Annotated in this window: 12 protein-coding genes; 4 read left to right on the forward strand and 8 right to left on the reverse strand. The window is 48.3% G+C overall.

All coding sequences use genetic code 11. The features are described from left to right. Nucleotides 1-5: 5 nt before the first annotated feature. Nucleotides 6-950 (forward strand): carbohydrate kinase family protein, encoded by a 945-nt coding sequence (locus BK816_RS03175; protein ID WP_071163882.1) that lies wholly within the window; start codon nt 6-8, stop codon nt 948-950. Between the two features lie 117 nt (nt 951-1,067). Next, complete coding sequence (locus tag BK816_RS03180) at nt 1,068-2,348, forward strand: M18 family aminopeptidase (protein ID WP_071164908.1); 1,281 nt, start codon at nt 1,068-1,070, stop codon at nt 2,346-2,348. A 71-nt stretch (nt 2,349-2,419) separates the two neighbouring features. Here BK816_RS03180 and BK816_RS03185 read toward each other — a convergent pair whose 3' ends face one another. The 8 genes from BK816_RS03185 to BK816_RS03215 all read right to left on the reverse strand — a co-directional run bounded on the left by BK816_RS03185 (nt 2,420) and on the right by BK816_RS03215 (nt 13,024). Beyond that, nucleotides 2,420-3,265: a D-hexose-6-phosphate mutarotase gene (locus tag BK816_RS03185; RefSeq protein WP_071163883.1), complete on the reverse strand. Its 846-nt coding sequence runs from the start codon at nt 3,263-3,265 to the stop codon at nt 2,420-2,422. A gap of 95 nt (nt 3,266-3,360) precedes the next feature. Beyond that, complete coding sequence (locus BK816_RS09090) at nt 3,361-3,519, reverse strand: methionine/alanine import family NSS transporter small subunit (RefSeq protein ID WP_083379034.1); 159 nt, start codon at nt 3,517-3,519, stop codon at nt 3,361-3,363. 11 nt (nt 3,520-3,530) lie between these two features. After that, nucleotides 3,531-5,087: a sodium-dependent transporter gene (locus BK816_RS03190; protein WP_083379035.1), complete on the reverse strand. Its 1,557-nt coding sequence runs from the start codon at nt 5,085-5,087 to the stop codon at nt 3,531-3,533. Between the two features lie 245 nt (nt 5,088-5,332). Next, the gene (locus BK816_RS03195) at nt 5,333-7,006 is read right to left on the reverse strand and encodes an ABC transporter family substrate-binding protein (protein WP_071163884.1); all 1,674 of its coding nucleotides are present in this window, start codon (nt 7,004-7,006) and stop codon (nt 5,333-5,335) included. Nucleotides 7,007-7,202: 196 nt separating this feature from the next. Then, nucleotides 7,203-8,891: an ABC transporter family substrate-binding protein gene (locus BK816_RS03200; protein WP_071163885.1), complete on the reverse strand. Its 1,689-nt coding sequence runs from the start codon at nt 8,889-8,891 to the stop codon at nt 7,203-7,205. 284 nt (nt 8,892-9,175) lie between these two features. After that, nucleotides 9,176-11,263, reverse strand: a complete 2,088-nt coding sequence (locus tag BK816_RS03205) for an ABC transporter ATP-binding protein (RefSeq protein ID WP_071163886.1) — start codon at nt 11,261-11,263, stop codon at nt 9,176-9,178. After that, nucleotides 11,260-12,195 carry an ABC transporter permease gene (locus tag BK816_RS03210; protein ID WP_071163887.1) on the reverse strand — a complete coding sequence of 312 codons (936 nt, stop codon included), beginning with the start codon at nt 12,193-12,195 and terminating at the stop codon, nt 11,260-11,262. Before BK816_RS03210 ends, BK816_RS03205 begins: the two co-directional genes overlap by 4 nt. Before the next feature lies 1 nt (nt 12,196). Continuing rightward, entirely contained in the window at nt 12,197-13,024 is an 828-nt protein-coding gene (locus tag BK816_RS03215) for an ABC transporter permease (RefSeq protein WP_236842351.1), read from the reverse strand. A 483-nt stretch (nt 13,025-13,507) separates the two neighbouring features. Here BK816_RS03215 and typA point away from each other — a divergent pair, with 483 nt between their 5' ends. After that, the gene (gene typA, locus BK816_RS03220; RefSeq protein ID WP_071164909.1) at nt 13,508-15,433 is read left to right on the forward strand and encodes a translational GTPase TypA; all 1,926 of its coding nucleotides are present in this window, start codon (nt 13,508-13,510) and stop codon (nt 15,431-15,433) included. Between the two features lie 45 nt (nt 15,434-15,478). Then, a complete protein-coding gene (locus BK816_RS03225; RefSeq protein WP_083379037.1) occupies nt 15,479-17,326 on the forward strand; it encodes a VanW family protein in 1,848 nt (615 codons plus the stop codon). Nucleotides 17,327-17,338 lie beyond the last annotated feature (12 nt).

Raw genomic sequence — 17,338 nt, forward strand, 5'->3', positions numbered from 1 at the left:
AAATCGTGAATAGTAATCCGTTGGGCACCGCCCTCGTTTTGGGGGAGGCGCTTGTTGACATTGTGATCGATCAAGCGCAAACACGTGAGATCCCGGGTGGGTCTCCGGCAAATGTGGCTTTGGGCTTAGGACGATTGGGGCGGCAAGTCAGGTTAGCTACTTGGCTGGGGCAAGATCAACGCGGTGAATTGATTCAAGAGCATTTGGCCAAATCAAACGTGGTGATAACTCCTGAGTCGTTTGGGGCGGAACATACTTCCACGGCTCGTGCACTTTTAGATGAGCAGGGCGCAGCTACTTACGAGTTTGATTTCACCTGGGAGGCTTCCCCGGCTTTACTTTTGGATACAGATATCTTGGTGCATACTGGCTCCTTGGGAGCGTTTATCGAACCTGGCTGCCAAGGAGTATTGGATACTCTGGTCGCAGCTAACGATCAAGCTACTCTAAGCTATGATCCGAACGCAAGGCCAACGCTGATGGGGGATGCAAAAACCGCAGCTGCTAAGATCATGCCTTTTGTTGAGGTAGCGGATGTGGTCAAGCTTTCTGATGAGGATGCAGCTTTTTTCTCGAATAAAGATGAAATGTCTCTAGCTCAAATCGATCAGCTAGCTGAAGACTGGCTGGGGCGTGGAGTAGAACTTTTAGTTGTTACTGCAGGTAATGCCGGATCAGTTGCGTACACCGCCTCGGGTATGCGATTTGCCCAATCAGCGCCTAAGGGAGAGGTAGTTGATACCGTAGGTGCTGGAGACTCGTTTATGGGTGGTTTGCTCGATGCATTGTGGCATATGCATTTACTTGGTAAGACTGAAGGCAACAAGTTAGCTCATATGAGTGAACGAGAACTACAAAAAGCAATGGAATGGGCGGCAAAAGTAGCTGCAGTTACGGTCTCCCGTCAAGGTGCTAATCCACCAACTAAAGCTGAGTTAGTATTTTCGTAGTCTTTGGAAAGAACTTCCCTAAAGGGAAAATGATGCTAAATGTCCATTCTCCCACTATTTTGTGACAAAGCACTTGTTTTCTCGGAACCGTTTAATATCCGGCGTAAAATGAAGGCTATGTATAAAAACTCTCTAAAACAAGCTGAAGATTTCGCCGAGTTCGTTCGTCTCTCGCCCTCTTCGTTTCATGCAGTTAAAACCGTTTCTGAACGTTTACTTGCTGCTGGTTGGACCCAACAATTCGAGGATGAGGACTGGCAGGCAACCCCGGGGGGACATTTTGTAGTTCGGGACGGGGCGATTATTGCTTTTATGATTCCAGAGTCTGTTTCGCCCTTGACTCCATATCGTATTATTGGTGGCCACACGGATTCTCCTGCATTTAAGGTTAAGCCAAATCCGCAAAGCAAGACTGGTGATGGGTTTACTCAGATCGGGGTTGAAGTATACGGCGGACCTTTGCTCAATTCATGGCTTGATCGTGACCTAGCCGTTGCCGGTCGGCTAACCACGAAATCCGGCCAGATTAAGCTGGTTCGTACTGATGCGATTCTTAGGATTCCACAGCTCGCGGTTCATCTAGATCGTGCGGTGAATAATGATGGCCTGAAGCTTGGAAAACAGCAGCATCTGCACCCTGTGATGGGTGTTGACAGCGAGGCAGATTTCCTTGATTTGGTCGCTAAGGCCGCGGGGCTCTCGTCAGGGGAAGAAATTGATTCTTATGAGCTCTACACCATTGATGCGCAGGGACCGGATTTGATCGGTGCGGATGCTAATCTCTTCGCGTCTCCTCGACTAGATAACCTGGTTACGGTGCACTCTGCGCTAGCTCCGCTACTCGCCCTCGATAGCAGCATTAACGAGATTGCAGTTTATGCGATGTTTGATAATGAAGAGGTAGGGTCTCAGTCTCGAGCAGGTGCTGGAGGCTCCCTGCTAAACGATGTCATCACCCGTACTTCACTTGCGCTTGGCGCCACGATGGATCAGATATTCCAAGCTAAGTCCAAGACGATCTTTGTTTCTTGCGATGTGGGGCATTCCGTTCATCCGAACTACGCTGATCGTCATGATCCAGATACTCGTCCGATTATGGGGCGTGGTCCTATGGTTAAGCACAATGCGCAGCTACGTTACATTAGCCATTCTCCCGAAATTCAAGTTTGGCATGAAGCCTGTCGTCTAGCTGAAGTTAAGTGTCAGGACTTTGTTTCCAACAATGATCAACCTTGTGGTTCCACAATCGGCCCGATCTCGATTGGATCGGTTGGGGTACCAACCGTTGATGTCGGAATTCCGATCCTAAGTATGCACTCTGCTAGGGAACTTTGCCACATAGATGATTGCTTTGCTTTAAGTAAAGTATTCCTTGAGTTCTGGCGGATGAGTCGCTAACTCTAATAAGTTTAGATGGTTGTGGGCGGGACAGTTATTACTGTCCCGCCCACAACCATCTCTAGCTACTATTAGAGGTAGATAGGATTGAGAGATTCTACCTGGACTTGCAGGTCAAGAGTAAAGCTTTCGCCTGGCTTAATAACGACTGCATTATCGTAAATACAGGCAGTTTCAAGACAGAAGAATCGTTTCCAATCGTCGTCTTGTAGGTCTGCCATCTCTTTCGCCCCTTCAGGACCGGGGTTCCAAACAATGGCATTTGAGGCATTCTCTGAGTGGGTTCGAATTACGCGGTTGTTTACTCGATCGACGATCGTAGCATTTGGGGGAGTAAAGAAGACGCGATCGATCTCAGCGGCAGATTCCAATTCGCCTTCTTGGCGGAAGAAAGCTGGAGAAATAAAGGGATCCTTAGCAGAGGCTCCATTAAAACCCAGGATCCGGGTATTCTCGGTGTCACCTACGTGGAAATAGGTATGGAAAGCAAGTTCGCAGTCGAATTCTTCGGTATCTAAGTTTTCTACGACGAGGGCGACGGAGAGAGCCTTACCGGTTTTTACTTCAAAACGAGCACGGAACTTGTAGGGGAAATTCTCATTGTCGAGAGGACCGTTGAGTTCCCAAGTTGCGGTGGTTTCACCATCTTTAGAAGAAGGACCTGAAACCAGCTGCCAGTTTTCGAAGCGGACGAAACCATGTCGTGGGGTCAAACCTGGTTTTCTACCAGCGTTAAACCAAGGAAATACAATCGGGATGCCACCTCGAATGCCGGTGCCGACTTCATATTTTGAAGCGGTTGAGGTCCAAATTACTGGAGGTTGCTCTTTTGGAGTCCAAGTCGCAAGATGTGCGCCTTGTTCGTAGACTTCCGCGGTGGAGAAATCGGAAGATAGTGTAGTTTTTTCAAGCGTCATTTTTCAATGCTAGCATGTAAAACAATAATCCGTGTCCAAATATCTTTTCAGGAACAAGCCTAAAGGTATTGGACACGGATTATTGTTCAGTTTGCCTAGTTATCTAGGACGTTTGGTTTCTTTTTAGCTTCAAGTTCGCCAAGTGCACCAGCGGTCTCATCCGAGTGCGTTGCCATTAGAGCTGCACCGAAGCCAAGTCCACCCCAAACGATTAGTAGGTAAACTACCATCATTACGATTGCGTCAGTAGTCATTTCTCTTTCCTTTACTTAGAAGTTGCTGCTAGTTGAGCTCGGACTGCTTTAGCCGAGAGGTCAAAGCCCTTCGGAACATCGAAGCTGACGTTGCCGTGCCATTTGCTGAGCCCTAGCGCGATTGCACCAACATACATGACTGCGGTTAGTCCCCAACCATAGACACCAAGTTGAGCTTGAGTGTAGTCTCCGTATGGTGAAGCCAAGAGCTCTTTCATGTTGCCCCAGAAGGTGATTGCCAAAATGACTGGTGTAAGAACACCGACGGAAAGCTTCCACCAGTACTTGGTTGGAAGAGTAGAGATCGCGTCTAAGTGATCTTCAAGGACAGAGAACATGCCCTTGCCCCAACCAACGACGACGAGGGTGACAACGGCAATGAAGACGATGCCGGTAACGTTGATGAACTTGTCCATGATGTCTAGCGCTGGCAAACCTGAGGTGGTTGGTAGTAGAACTACGGAGATTACTGCAGCGAGACCACCAACGAGCACAACTGCCTTGCGGCGGGAGAGCGCAAACTTATCCATGCAAGCACTGATTGGTACTTCGATGATGGAGAACATCGAGGTGAAACCGGCTAGGAAGAGAGAACCAAAGAAGAGTACGCCGAATAGTGGACCGCCAGGCATCTGCGAGATGATTTGTGGGAAAGCAATGAAGGCCAAACCGATACCATTGGTAACGACATCTGCAATTGGCTTGCCGCTCTGGGCAGACATGAAGCCGAGTGCTGCGAAAACACCGATACCGGCGAGAACTTCGAAGGACGAGTTCGCAAAGGCTACGGTCCAAGCAGTGGTGGTCACGTCAGAGCGACGCTTTAGGTAGGAAGCTTGGGTTAGCATAATGCCGAAGCCGACTGCCAAGGAGTAGAAGATCTGGCCGTAACCAGCCATCCAGACACTAGGCTCGAATAGAGCATCCCAGTTTGGGGTAAATAGTGCGTTTAGACCATCTGCTGCACCTTTAAGGGTGAGCGCACGAATAGTGATGAGGATGAAGAGAACGATGAGGGTTGGTACGGCAAACTTGGAGACACGACCAACGCCCTTTTCGACACCCAGTGACATTACTGCGAGTAGTGCAACCCAGATCAAGACCAGTACTGCAGTCAATGCTAATAGGTAGTTACCTGAGTAAACCGAGGCGCCGTCCATCTTTAGGAAGTTTTCGAAGAAGAACGCATTAGGATCGTCGCCCCACGCGAGGGTGAAGGAATAGTAAGTGTAGAACGCCGACCAGGCGAGAATCGCCATGTAGTAGACCGCGATGAAGAAAGTAATTAAAGTCTGAACCCAACCGATAGGTTCTGCCCAACGGGCGATGCGGGCAAACGCTAATGGGGGAGCAGCGCGGAAACGGTGACCAATGGCGTAGTCGAAGAACAACATTGCAACGCCACCGGTCAAGAGAGCGATCACGTATGGGATCAAGAATGATCCGCCACCGTTTTCATAGGCGATGTAAGGAAAACGCCAGATATTACCCAAGCCGATTGCTGATCCAATTGCTGCAGCTAAGAACATTGGTCGCGAGGACCATGTTTCGCGTTCGTTGGAAGCCATATTAATACTTTCGTGTTGATTTCGGACAGAAAAAAATCCCGATTCATTTTGATATCGGGAGGGTACGCAGGTCAGCGGGTTCGAGGCTTGCTAGCCTGCGTACCCGCTAATAATTAATAATGATGCGTAAGTCATGTAAATAGTATATGTCATAATGTTCCAATGCGCTAGTTTTATCGCAGACTAATTTGATATGAAAGTGGGGCGCCTGAAAATCAGGCGCCCCACAATGCTATTTAGTTGTCTTACTTGGCGTCTTTAGCCCAACCAATGAGTTCCTTCGGAACAATGGTGTAACCCATTGCGCCCTGGTTAGCTAGGCCCTTCTTAGTTGCAACCATGGTAGGTCCAACGGAGAGTGGCAGCCAGCCGACCTGGTCCAAAGCAGCTTTTTCAGCTTCGTTACCGAGCTTGATGGCTTCATCGGCGGTGCTGGCATCTAGTGACTTGCGGATCTTTTCGTCGATTTCCTTCGAGCCTAGACCAGTCTTGGAAAGAGCGGAATCAGAGAAGTAGATCTGGCCGACATCAGCCATACCGAATGGGTTGCTTTGACGTAGACCGGAGAGGACTAGATCAAAGTCGCGGTCCTTCATGGTGCGCTGGAAGTCAGCAGGCTTACGCTGGTCAACGACCATCTTGACGCCAGCATTCTTCAGCATCGACTGGATGCCGTCGTAAAGAGCCTTAAGGGTAGCGCTGGTGGAGAAGGATGGAATCAAGACGGATAGTTCTTCGCCATCCTTGGTGCGGTAGGTCTTGCCGTCTTCTAGCTTCCAGCCAGCTTCATCGAGTAGCTTCTTGGCGTGCTCTAGGTCAAAGTTGCCGTATTCGCCAACGTTGTTTTCGTAACCCTTCTGAGAAGGCTTCATGGTCAAGGAACCCAATGGTGGTTCACTCCAGCCCATGCCTTGGAAGCGGATATCGAGCAAGGTCGGGCGGCTAATCGCCTGGAAGATTGCGGTACGGACATTCTTATCGTCCATGTGAGGGCGCTTCGAGTTAATCTGAAGCAGGGTTTCGCCAGTGCTGGTCGAGTTGTAGCGAGCCAAGTCCTTCATGTCCTTGGTCTGGTCTAGACGTTCCTTATTGCCGACTGCAGCAATGTCAAGCTCACCATTCTTGAAAGCGGTAATTTCAGCCTGAGGATCTAGTGCACGCATCAAAACGCGGTCTAGTTTGCCTGGCTGGCCCCACCACTTTTCGTTCGGAACGACCGAAACGGTACCGCCCTTAGAATCGAAGGCTTCTAGCTTGTAAGGACCGGTGCCCCATTCTGGGTGAGGATTGTTGATGTAGCCTTCGTTGTATAGCTTGGGATCTGCAGCAACCTTTGGGTGTAGCAAGCTTTCGAAGGTCTTCTTCCACCAAGGGAAGGTGCTCTTGTAAGTGACGACGACCTGGAAGTCGTTCTCGCCTCGGGTTAGAGATTCAATATCAACATAGCCGTCTGGCTCGGAAACTTGGTACTCTTCGTTAGAGCCGTTCTGGGCCTTCCAAGTGGCTTCCCAAACCTTCCAGTCGATTGGGGTGCCATCGTTGAAGACTGCCTTATCGTTAAGGTCGTAGGTGACGACGGTCTTGCCGTCTTTAACTTCTTCTTTGTAGTTAGTAACGTATGCTGGGTTTGGGTACCATTCAGCGTTATCGTCGTAAAGAGCTACCTGAGCGTTGTACCAGCGCCAAATACCTGTGGTTTCAGCGTCTGCGTTCGCCTGGAATGGGTTCATCTGTTCAGGAACCGCACCTAGGGCGAATGTAAGAGTGCCGCCGTCTTTAAGATCTTCATACTTTACTTTATTGTAGTCTGATGCTTTTACTTTGATCTCAGACTTTTCGTCAGCGTTGCTACCGCAACCGGCAAGAACCATGGCGGTGCTGGCCGCTAGGATTGCTGTGGCCTTAACAAGGCGGTTCATAAAATACCTCCAGTAGTTTTACGACAGAAACACTTTCTATCGGACTTACAGGATAATACTTTACGAATTTTTGAACTTTATGTCAATATTTATAGGTTTAGTTATTAAATAGTTATATTTGAATATAGATATTGCTGAAAAATGCTTCTGGGGGGATGGCGTCAGAACGCCATCCCCCCAGAAAAACTAGGTCAGATTATTTCTCAGCCTTGAAATCATCCTTTGCCCAACCAATCATTTGTGGAGCTTTGCGCGCGAAGCCCATGGCACCCATATTGGCTAGTCCCTTGGTGGTTGCGACCATGGTTGGACCGGTATAAACCGGCATGGCGCCAGCTAACTTCAAAGCCGCCTTTTCAGCTTGGTTGCCGAGTTTTGTTGCCTCTTCTTGAGTTTCTGCGTTCAAGGAAGCAGCGCATAGGTCGTCAACCTCCTGTGAGCCAGTGCCACTCTTGAGTAGGGTGTGACCCTGTCCATAGAACTGGCAAATGTCAGCCATGGCGAACGAATTTTCCGCGAAGAGAGACGAGATCATTACATCGAATTCTCGATTCTTCATGATCTGTGGGTAGTCAGCATTTGGGCGCTGCTCAAGCTTGAAATTAATACCAACGTTCTTAAGCATTGATTGGATAGCATTGTTCATTGACTTTGTTAGGTCGTCGTTGCCGAAATAAGGACGTTCTAGAACTAATTCTTCACCTGCTGCGTTGGTACGGTAGGTCTTACCTTCTTCCAGCTTCCAGCCAGCTTCGTCGAGCAGTTTTCCAGCAGCTTCCGGATCGAAGACGCCCAAATCGCCCATGTTGTCTTCGTAGCCTGGTTGGGTCTGCTTGAGAATGAGGGAGTTGAGTAGATCTCCCTCGAAGTTCATACCCTGGAAACGAACCTTCATAATAATTTTGCGATCAATTGCTTTCATCACAGCTTTTCGAACATTGATGTCTTTCAATGCAGGCCGAGCTGAATTGAGAGTCATGAATACCTCTGAAAGGGAAGTGCCCGCGTAAACTGGAGTGTCATCGGTGAGCTGGGCAAGACGATCTTTAGTACCAACTCCAACTACGTCAATCTCTTTATTTTTGAAGGCTTGCATATCGGCAGTGCTTTCGAGTGCTCGGAAATAAATGTTGTCGAGCTTGCCTGGATCGCCCCACCACTTTTCGTTTTTCACGAAGGTGGCAGTGCCGCCCTTGTTATCGATGGATTCGACTTTGTACGGTCCTGCACCCCATTCTGGGTGTGGATTATTCAGGTAAGCGGTTCCGAAGTTTTCTCCAGATGCTGCGAGGCCTGGATGCATCAAGTAGTTGAAGTTCTTTCGCCACCATGGGAAGTGTCCCTTGTAAGTGACTTTGACTTGGAAATCATTTTCGCCACGTTCTACCTTTTCTATAGCTTGGTAGCCAGTTGGGTCACCAAGTTGCATCTTGGGGTCATCGCTTGAGCCTGCTTTCCAGGTGCCTTCCCAGACCTTCCAATCGATTGGAGTGTCATCGTTGAATTTTGCTTTATCGTTAAGATCGTAAACAACGACAGTTTTTCCATCGGTAACACTATCTTGTGCTTTGGTGACATAATCAGGGTTAGGTTCCCAGTTGCCGTCATCGTCGAAGAGTGCAACTACTGGGTTCCACCAATACCAAAGCGATGCAGTTTCAAATGTTGCAGTGGCCGCCATAGGGTTTAGCTGTTCCGGAATCATGCCCGTTGAGAGGGTTAGCTTACCGCCGTCTTTCAGCTGATCGTATGGGACGTGTAAGTAATCGGCGCCCTTAATATTAGCGGCGTCTTCGCCTAGTTTTTGTTCATCGCCACAACCAGCAAGGGTCATTAAGCTTGCGATTGCAACTAAAGATGTAGAGATTTTAACAATGCGGTTCATGAAAACTCCTAGAAGTGCGGAATAAGGAATAGTGGGCACCGTAGCCTTACTACTATGTGTTAAGTCTACTCAAAAAGTATCCTAAGGGCTATTTGAATTCATGCGTTTTATCTAACTGTAATCATGCTAAAAAACGTTGAAAAATCAATACAAAGCGCTTATTGTGGAAGATTTTTTCGAGGCTTTTAAAAGTAGTTTATGAAACTATTAATATAAAGCTTTTTGGGGGGTGGAAGAAATATCTTCCACCCCCCAAAAAAGAGCGTAATTATGAAGCGAAGTTATTACAACTTAGCCTCGGATTGTTCGACCCAGTGGCATGCCGCTGTATGATCGGGACCATGTGAGGTAAGGATCGGTTCCTCGCTATTACACTTCGCTTGTTGTTCAGCCCCTAGCAACTTGTACAAGGGACAACGAGTCTTGAAAGAACAACCAACAATCTCATCCGCAGGTCCAGGTAAGTCACCTTCAAGGGTAACTCGTGCACGTGTCTTTTCTACTTCTGGATCTGGAATCGGAATAGCAGAAAGTAGTGCCTTTGTATACGGGTGAAGTGGGTTATCGAAGAGTTCATCGACTTCACCAACTTCCACAAACTTACCAAGATACATCACCGCAACGCGGTGTGAAATATGGCGAACTACGGAAAGGTCGTGAGCGACGAATACATAGGACAAGCCAAGTTTCGCACGAAGTTCATCGAGCAGGTTGATCATGCCGGCCTGGATCGAAACGTCAAGTGCAGAAACTGGTTCGTCTAGTACGACTACGGCAGGATTGGAGGCCAAGGCGCGGGCGAAACCAATACGCTGACGTTGACCACCAGAGAAGGCTCCCGGGAAACGGTCAATATGGGACGGGTCGAGGCCAACCAAATCCATCAATTCGGCAATTCGGTCTTCCAAATCACCTTCGTATCCGAAGGAACGTAGTGGTTCGGCAATGATATCGAATACCGTCATACGGGGATCCAAGGCGCCCATGGGGTCTTGGAAAACCATTTGAATATTACGACGTGCCGCCCGGCGTTCGCGGCCCGACATTTTCGCTACGTCTTCCCCAGCAAGTTCAATCTTGCCTTCGGTTAGTTCTACACCGAGATCCATGATCTGGAGTAGGGTAGTGGTCTTACCACAACCGGACTCGCCTACAATCGACAGCGTTTCGCCCTCGCGTACTTCGAAGTCTAGGCCGTTAACTGCACGTACCGTACCAACTCGACGCTTAAGGAACGCACCCTTAATTAGCGGGAAGTGCTTCTTAAGATCGTTAACCTGGAGCGCAATCTTACGTTCTGAGCGAGGGACATCGGCTAGGGTTTCTTCCGGCAATGGTGGAACCGGGAAGAGATCCTTACCGTTGATCTGCTTGCGGAAGATATCCTGCTTACGAATACAAGCTGCCATGTGACCCTCGGAACGTTCACCGTGGCCAGTGTCAATTGGCTCAAGATGCGGCTCTTCCTTACGGCACTCAGGCATTACGATCGGGCAACGGTCAGCGAAAGGGCAACCAGGAGGTAGATTAATTACGGTTGGCGGATTGCCGTCAATCGGAATCAAAGGCTGATCTGCAGGCTGGTCTGCGCGCGGGATAGCCGAAAGCAAACCGATGGTGTACGGCATACGGGGAGAATCAAATAGCTCGTATGCGTTAGCTTTTTCAACCGGACGCCCAGCGTACATCACAATAACGTCATCGGCAGTGTTTGCTACTACGCCCATATCGTGAGTAATCATGATGACGGCTGCATGAGTTTCACGCTGTGCAGTCTTGAGTACTTCTAGGATCTGTGCCTGAATAGTAACGTCAAGTGCAGTGGTTGGTTCGTCAGCAATAATGACTTCCGGGTTATGTGCAATCGCGATAGCAATAACCACGCGCTGACGCATGCCGCCAGAGAATTCGTGCGGGAAGCTCTTAACACGTTTATCTGGGTTTGGAATACCAACCAAATCCAAGAGCTCGACTGCACGCTTCATCGCATCATTGTAGGAAATGTCTTGATGGCACTGAAGAGCTTCAACGATCTGATCACCGACGGTAAAAACAGGAGTTAGTGAAGACAATGGATCTTGGAAGATCATGCCAATCTGCTTGCCTCGGATCTTTGACATCTCCGAATCAGACTTACCGAGGAGTTCTTCACCGTTAAGTTTGATCGAACCGTTGATTTTCGCGTAGTCAGGGAGCAAGCCCATCACTGCCATCGAAGAAACAGACTTACCCGATCCAGATTCGCCGACAATGCCTAGCGAACGTCCGGGGTAAAGATCAAAGCTAACACCGCGGACAGCGTCAACTCGACCTGCTTCAGAAGGGAAAGAAACTGTCAGATCTTTAACAGATAGTACAGGTTTCGTGGTCATGCTCTACCTCCAGCAGAGGAGTTCGGATCAAGGGCATCACGAAGGCCGTCCGCAATGAAAGCAACTGCCAAGGTGATTAGGGTTAGGAAACCCGCAGGAATGAAGAATAGCCAAGGTGCCGAGTAGAGCACGTCTTGTGCTCCACCAAGCAATGTACCTAGCGAAACGTCTGGTGCCTTCACACCCAACCCTAGGAAGGAGAATGAAGTTTCAGCCATAACAGTAGCTTGTACGCCCAAAGTCATCTGGATTACCAAGAGAGAACCGATGTTAGGTACCATGTGGCGCCACAAAATCTTACCGGAACTAACACCCATGTAGCGGGCTGCGGTAACGAATTCACGTTCACGGATCGACATAGCAAGCGACCAAATAACACGCGCTGCACCCATCCAGCCAAAGATGACTAGCACTAGGATTAGTAGCTGCCAAGAGCCACCATAGCCCTTAATGACCAACGCGATGATAAGGAAGGAAGGGATGATCAACAGGAAGTTGATGATTCCGAGCATCACCTTTTCCATGCGTCGTCCGGCAGGACCGAGGGCACCGAAATAGGCGGTTGCGGTGCCGACCATAGCTGCAATCAAGGTGGTCAAAATAGAAGTAGTAAAACCAATGATAAGTGAGCGACCAACACCATGTGATACCTGTGCAAATAGATCATGGCCACTCTTTTGAGTTCCAAACCAGTGACTTCCATTAGGGGGAGCACCCAAGGCAGTAAAGTCTGGGTCAGCATAGTTCCATTCAGTCATCATCGGTCCGAAGACGGAGAATACCACTAGACCGAAAATAATGAATACCCCGAACACCGCCAACTTATTGCGACGGAAGCGACGGTAGTAGAGACGCATCATACTGGTGCGCTTTTTTGAAGGTGGTACCGGAACGGCAACCTTTTCTTCAGAAACTTCGTTTTGCATAGTCATGTCAGTTCACTCTCACTCGTGGGTCTAGCACGACAACGAAAATGTCAGCGAGGATCGCGCCAATAGCGGTCATTAGAGCGCCAAAAGCAGAAACAGCTACCAAACCGTGGATGTCATTCTTTTGGAGGGTTTCCATCATGTAGCGTCCCATACCGTTCCAGCCGAAGATGGTTTCGGTAAGTACTGCACCACCGAAAATGCCGGGGATTGAGAACGCAATCTGGGTTGCAACAGGAATGATGGAAGTACGCATTGCGTGCTTACGGATTGCTTGGTGACGAGTCAAACCCTTAGCTCGAGCGGTGCGAACGTAGTCGGCATTGATGTTATCGAGTAGCAGTGAACGCTGGAGCATGTGCGTGCCGGCGAAGCTAACGATAACAAGTGAGACTGTGGGTAAGAAGAGATGCTGAAGAGCATCGATAAATTTCCAAATACCATGGACATCGAATGAGGATGAGCCAGTTACGTAGAACACGGTGGTATTTAGAGCTCGGTTGATCGAAATACCGATGTATACGACGAGGAGTGCTGCAACAACGATGTGGGTGTTAAGAGCGAAGACCGAGATGCCTTGCCAAATACGGTCCGCAAGTTTGTACTGTCGCGATGCAGTGTAGATACCTAGGGAAATGCCGACTACGGTTGCGATGATTGTCGCGCCCAAAAGAAGTTCAGCAGATACCCAAATACGGTAGCTAATCTGTTCGTTAACGGAACCGCCGGTTGGGTTTAGTCCCCAATTCCAGTGGAATAGAATATTAGATAACCAGATCCACCAGCGTTTGGCTAGTGGTACGGTAAAGTCCAAATTTAGTGGCCGCAGCATTGCGGATAATTGTTCCTGTGTAAAAGGATTCTTTCGTTCAGCGTAATTTGCCCGTGGGTCAAGAAACTGATTTGCGAGCAAATACGTAATATTTGTCGCCAGGAAGATCATGGCTAGCCACGATACAACCTTTCTAAAGACGTATTTAACCATGCGTCTTTCCCTTCGCCGATAAACCAAAAAACGTAGTGCCGATAATGTGGTTCAACACTTCCGGCTCTTCACTTCGCTTTCATTAACCTAAAGTCTGATTAATGAAACTACTAAGAGCACACTTACTTTACATTCAAATTCGTCTTTCGTCATCTGCCGGCGTGCCGTAGTAATGCGGTATCACTAAACGTAACTTGTGAAGTCGCTATATTTTGAGTGGTTTATCTGGTCTTTATCTGTCCGCTTGAGATATGCTGAGTGTGTTAAATCAATACATTAATAAAGAAACATCAGTTATGCGTAAATAACTGGATGAGAGTGATGGTAAAAATGAGTATTCGTTCTGATCTTCGTAACGTGGCTATTGTGGCTCACGTCGATCACGGTAAAACCACTTTGGTTGACGCTATGCTTTGGCAATCAGGGGTTTTCGACGAACGGGCCACAGTTGAAAAAACTGGCGAACGGGTCATGGACTCCGGAGATCTTGAACGTGAAAAAGGCATCACGATTCTTGCTAAGAACACTGCAGTACACTACCGAGGTCCAGCAGCTCAGAAACTTGGCTTGACTGACGGGGTCACAATTAACGTGATTGATACCCCTGGTCACGCTGACTTCGGTGGAGAAGTTGAGCGTGGTCTCTCAATGGTTGATGGTGTAGTTCTGTTAGTGGATGCATCAGAAGGTCCACTACCTCAAACTCGTTTTGTGCTTCGTAAAGCGCTAAGTGCCGGTTTACCGGTAGTCGTGGTGGTTAATAAGGTCGATCGTCCCGACTCTCGTATTTCCGAAGTAGTAAGTGAAACGACAGATTTGCTATTGGCCCTAGCTCAAGATCTTGATGATGATGGGGTAGAGGTCGATCTTGATGCATTGCTCGACGTTCCAGTTATTTATGCCTCAGCTAAGTCCGGTAAATCATCTAGAACTCAACCAGCTGATGGTGAACTACCCGACGGTGACCTAGAGCCACTTTTCGAAACTATCCTAGAGCGCATTCCTGGACCGTCGTATGATCCGGAAGCGCCTTTACAGGCTCACGTAACCAACTTGGATGCGTCACCTTTTCTAGGTCGATTGGCCCTCCTACGTATTCACAATGGAACTTTGCAGAAGGGACAAACTGTCGCTTGGGCAAAGCATGATGGCACCATGTCTAATGTGAAGATTTCGGAACTACTCCGGACTGAAGGTCTGGAGCGTATGCCGGCACAAAGCGCGACGGCCGGCGATATTGTGGCCGTTGCTGGTATTGAAAATATTACTATCGGGGAATCGTTAGTTGATGTTAACGATCCACGTCCGCTTCCGCTGATTACTGTTGATGATCCCGCTATTTCGATGACGATTGGTATTAACACCTCGCCGCTTGCCGGTCGGGTTAAGGGAGCCAAGGTTACTGCTCGCCAGGTCAAGGATCGTCTTGATCGGGAATTGATTGGTAACGTCTCTTTGAAAGTATTGCCGACCCCACGTCCTGACGCATGGGAAGTTCAAGGGCGTGGTGAACTCGCCCTCGCAATCTTAGTTGAACAGATGCGACGTGAAGGTTTTGAACTAACTGTGGGCAAGCCACAAGTAGTTACCAAAGAAATCGACGGGGTACGTCATGAGCCGATGGAACGCATGACCATTGACATCCCTGAAGAGCACCTAGGCGTCGTTACTCAGCTACTTGCCGCTCGAAAAGGACGGATGGAAACCATGGCAAATCACGGCACCGGTTGGATTCGTCTTGAATTTACCGTACCGGCTCGTGGCCTAATCGGTTTCCGTACTGCATTCTTAACCGAAACACGTGGTACCGGTATCGCGTCCTCGATTCAGGCTGGATATGAACCTTGGTGCGGTCCGATTGAGCGTCGTCTTACAGGATCTTTGGTTTCTGATCGTGCTGGTCAAGCCACTCCTTATGCTATGACTCAGTTGCAAGAACGTGGTTCTTTCATTATTGAACCAGGCTCTGAAGTTTACGAAGGGCAAGTCGTAGGCGAGAACCCTCGCGGCGAAGATATGGATGTCAATATCTGTCGTGAAAAGAAGCAGACGAATATGCGCTCTGCAACTGCGGAACAGTTTGAAAACTTGATTCCTCCGCGAAAACTAACTTTGGAAGAATCTCTAGAGTTTGCTGCTGAAGACGAATGTGTTGAAGTAACTCCAGAATCGGTAAGAATCCGAAAGGTTGTGCTCTCGACTCAAGATCGTTTCAAGATCGCTGCCAAGGAACGCCGAGCAAACAAAGCCCAGTAGACATTTGCGATCATTCACTTAAGGAGAACTGGAGGAAATCGCTCTATGCCAAAAGATTCCCCTAAAGGGACAAGCACTAGCAATAAGAACACCAGTATTCAGGGGACTGACAAACAGTCGAAAGAAGCCAGATCTGGCTGGAGTAGACTCGTCCTGCCTATTGGAATTGTGTCGATTTGTGCGCTTTCTTATTTAGGAGTGGCTTGGGCGGTTTCCGACAAGATTCCTGCTGGGATTTCTGTTTTTGGTCTCTCATTGGGCAATGAGAAGGCAGATGATGCGATTGCTCAGTTGGAGGCAAAGGCGCAAGAACGTGAACAACAGGAAATTACTGTTACCGCAGGTGAAAAAGAAGCAAAAACTACTGCGCAAAAGTTGGGGATTTCGATTGATGCTCGTGAGACCTTAGCTGAATTGACTGGTTTTTCTCTAAATCCCCGTCGAATTTGGCAGCATTTTGCTAACCATCCCGTGGCAGAGTTGGCAGTGAAAACTGACCAAGAAAAACAAAATGCTGAGTTAAAAAATATTGCAAACGCGCTAAATACAGACGTAGAGAATGCAAACCTCAGTTTTGCTCAAACTGAAGTAAATGTGTCACCTGCGGTTTCTGGAATTCAAGTTGACGAAGCTAAGACATTTCAAAAGATCCTAGTAGCTTGGCAACAAGATGAACTGACCGTAGCAGCAGATTATTCGGAAGTCGGGCCGAAGATTACTACCGAGCAGGCTGAGGATGAAAAAAATAAATTGGCCCAACCCATCGTTGCTGGAAATGTTCAGCTAAAACTACCTGAAGGCACTTTAGAGGTAGAGCCTACTTTAATCACAGCGAACACTACTTTCGATAACTCCGGTGACAAGTTGGTTATGAACACCAATTGGGAAGAAATAGCAAAGACTCTTCGTCAATCACATCAAAATCTATTGCCAGAGCCAGTTTCTGCAAGTTTCGCTTTTGACGGCGGCGTGCCTAAGGTAGTGCCGGGCAAAGTGGGAAAAACTATTATTCCCCAAGAACTGCAAAAATCAATGGAAACAGCTTGGCTCAGTGCAAACCGACAAGCTGATTTGACAGTGACTGAACAAACTCCAGAATTTGATGACCAGGCTGCTAGTGGAATGGGAGTGAAAGAAGTAGTAGGGGAGTTCACTACCCCGTACTATTCTGAACCTGGAAGAGACCAGAACCTACGCCGTGGGATGACGCAGATTACTGGAAAGCTGATCAAACCGGGAGAAACCTTTTCGCTAGAAAAAGCGCTTGGAGATATTTCTGAAGCTAACGGTTACGCCAATGCTGGGGTTATTTCCGATGGTATGCACATTGATGCCATGGGCGGTGGGTTGTCTCAAGTTTGTGTAACTACGCTCAATGCGGCATTTTTTGCTGGTCTAGATATCGTTGAACATAAGCCTCATTCTAAGTACTTCCGTCGTTATCCAGCGGGTCGTGAATGTACCCTTTGGACGGGAACTCACGATTTGAAGGTGAAAAATAATACTCCCCACGGGGTAGTTTTATGGGGGCAGGCTGAGGGCGGAAAAATGACCGTGAAGGCTTGGTCTACCAAGTACTGGGAGGTTAAAGAATCTACCAGTGATCATCGAAATATTGTGAAACCGAAGACAGAATATCGGCTAGATAGAAATTGCGAACCATCTGGAGCTGGTAATGCTGGTTTCACAGTAAGAGTTACTCGTGAGATTACCCATGATGGTAAGCCTGGGGAACCAATCGATTGGACTTGGACGTACCAGCCTGATAATCGAATTGTTTGTGGACCAAGGCCAAAACCGAAGCCAAAAAAGAAACAGACTGTGAATAAAGAAAAGTCGGCGCAATCAAAAAACAAAGATGCGAAGGCAAAATCAGACAAATCTAAGAAGTAAATTCTTATAGTC

The sequence above is a fragment of the Boudabousia tangfeifanii genome (genome assembly GCF_001856685.1).
In the GTDB taxonomy this organism is placed as follows: domain Bacteria; phylum Actinomycetota; class Actinomycetes; order Actinomycetales; family Actinomycetaceae; genus Boudabousia; species Boudabousia tangfeifanii.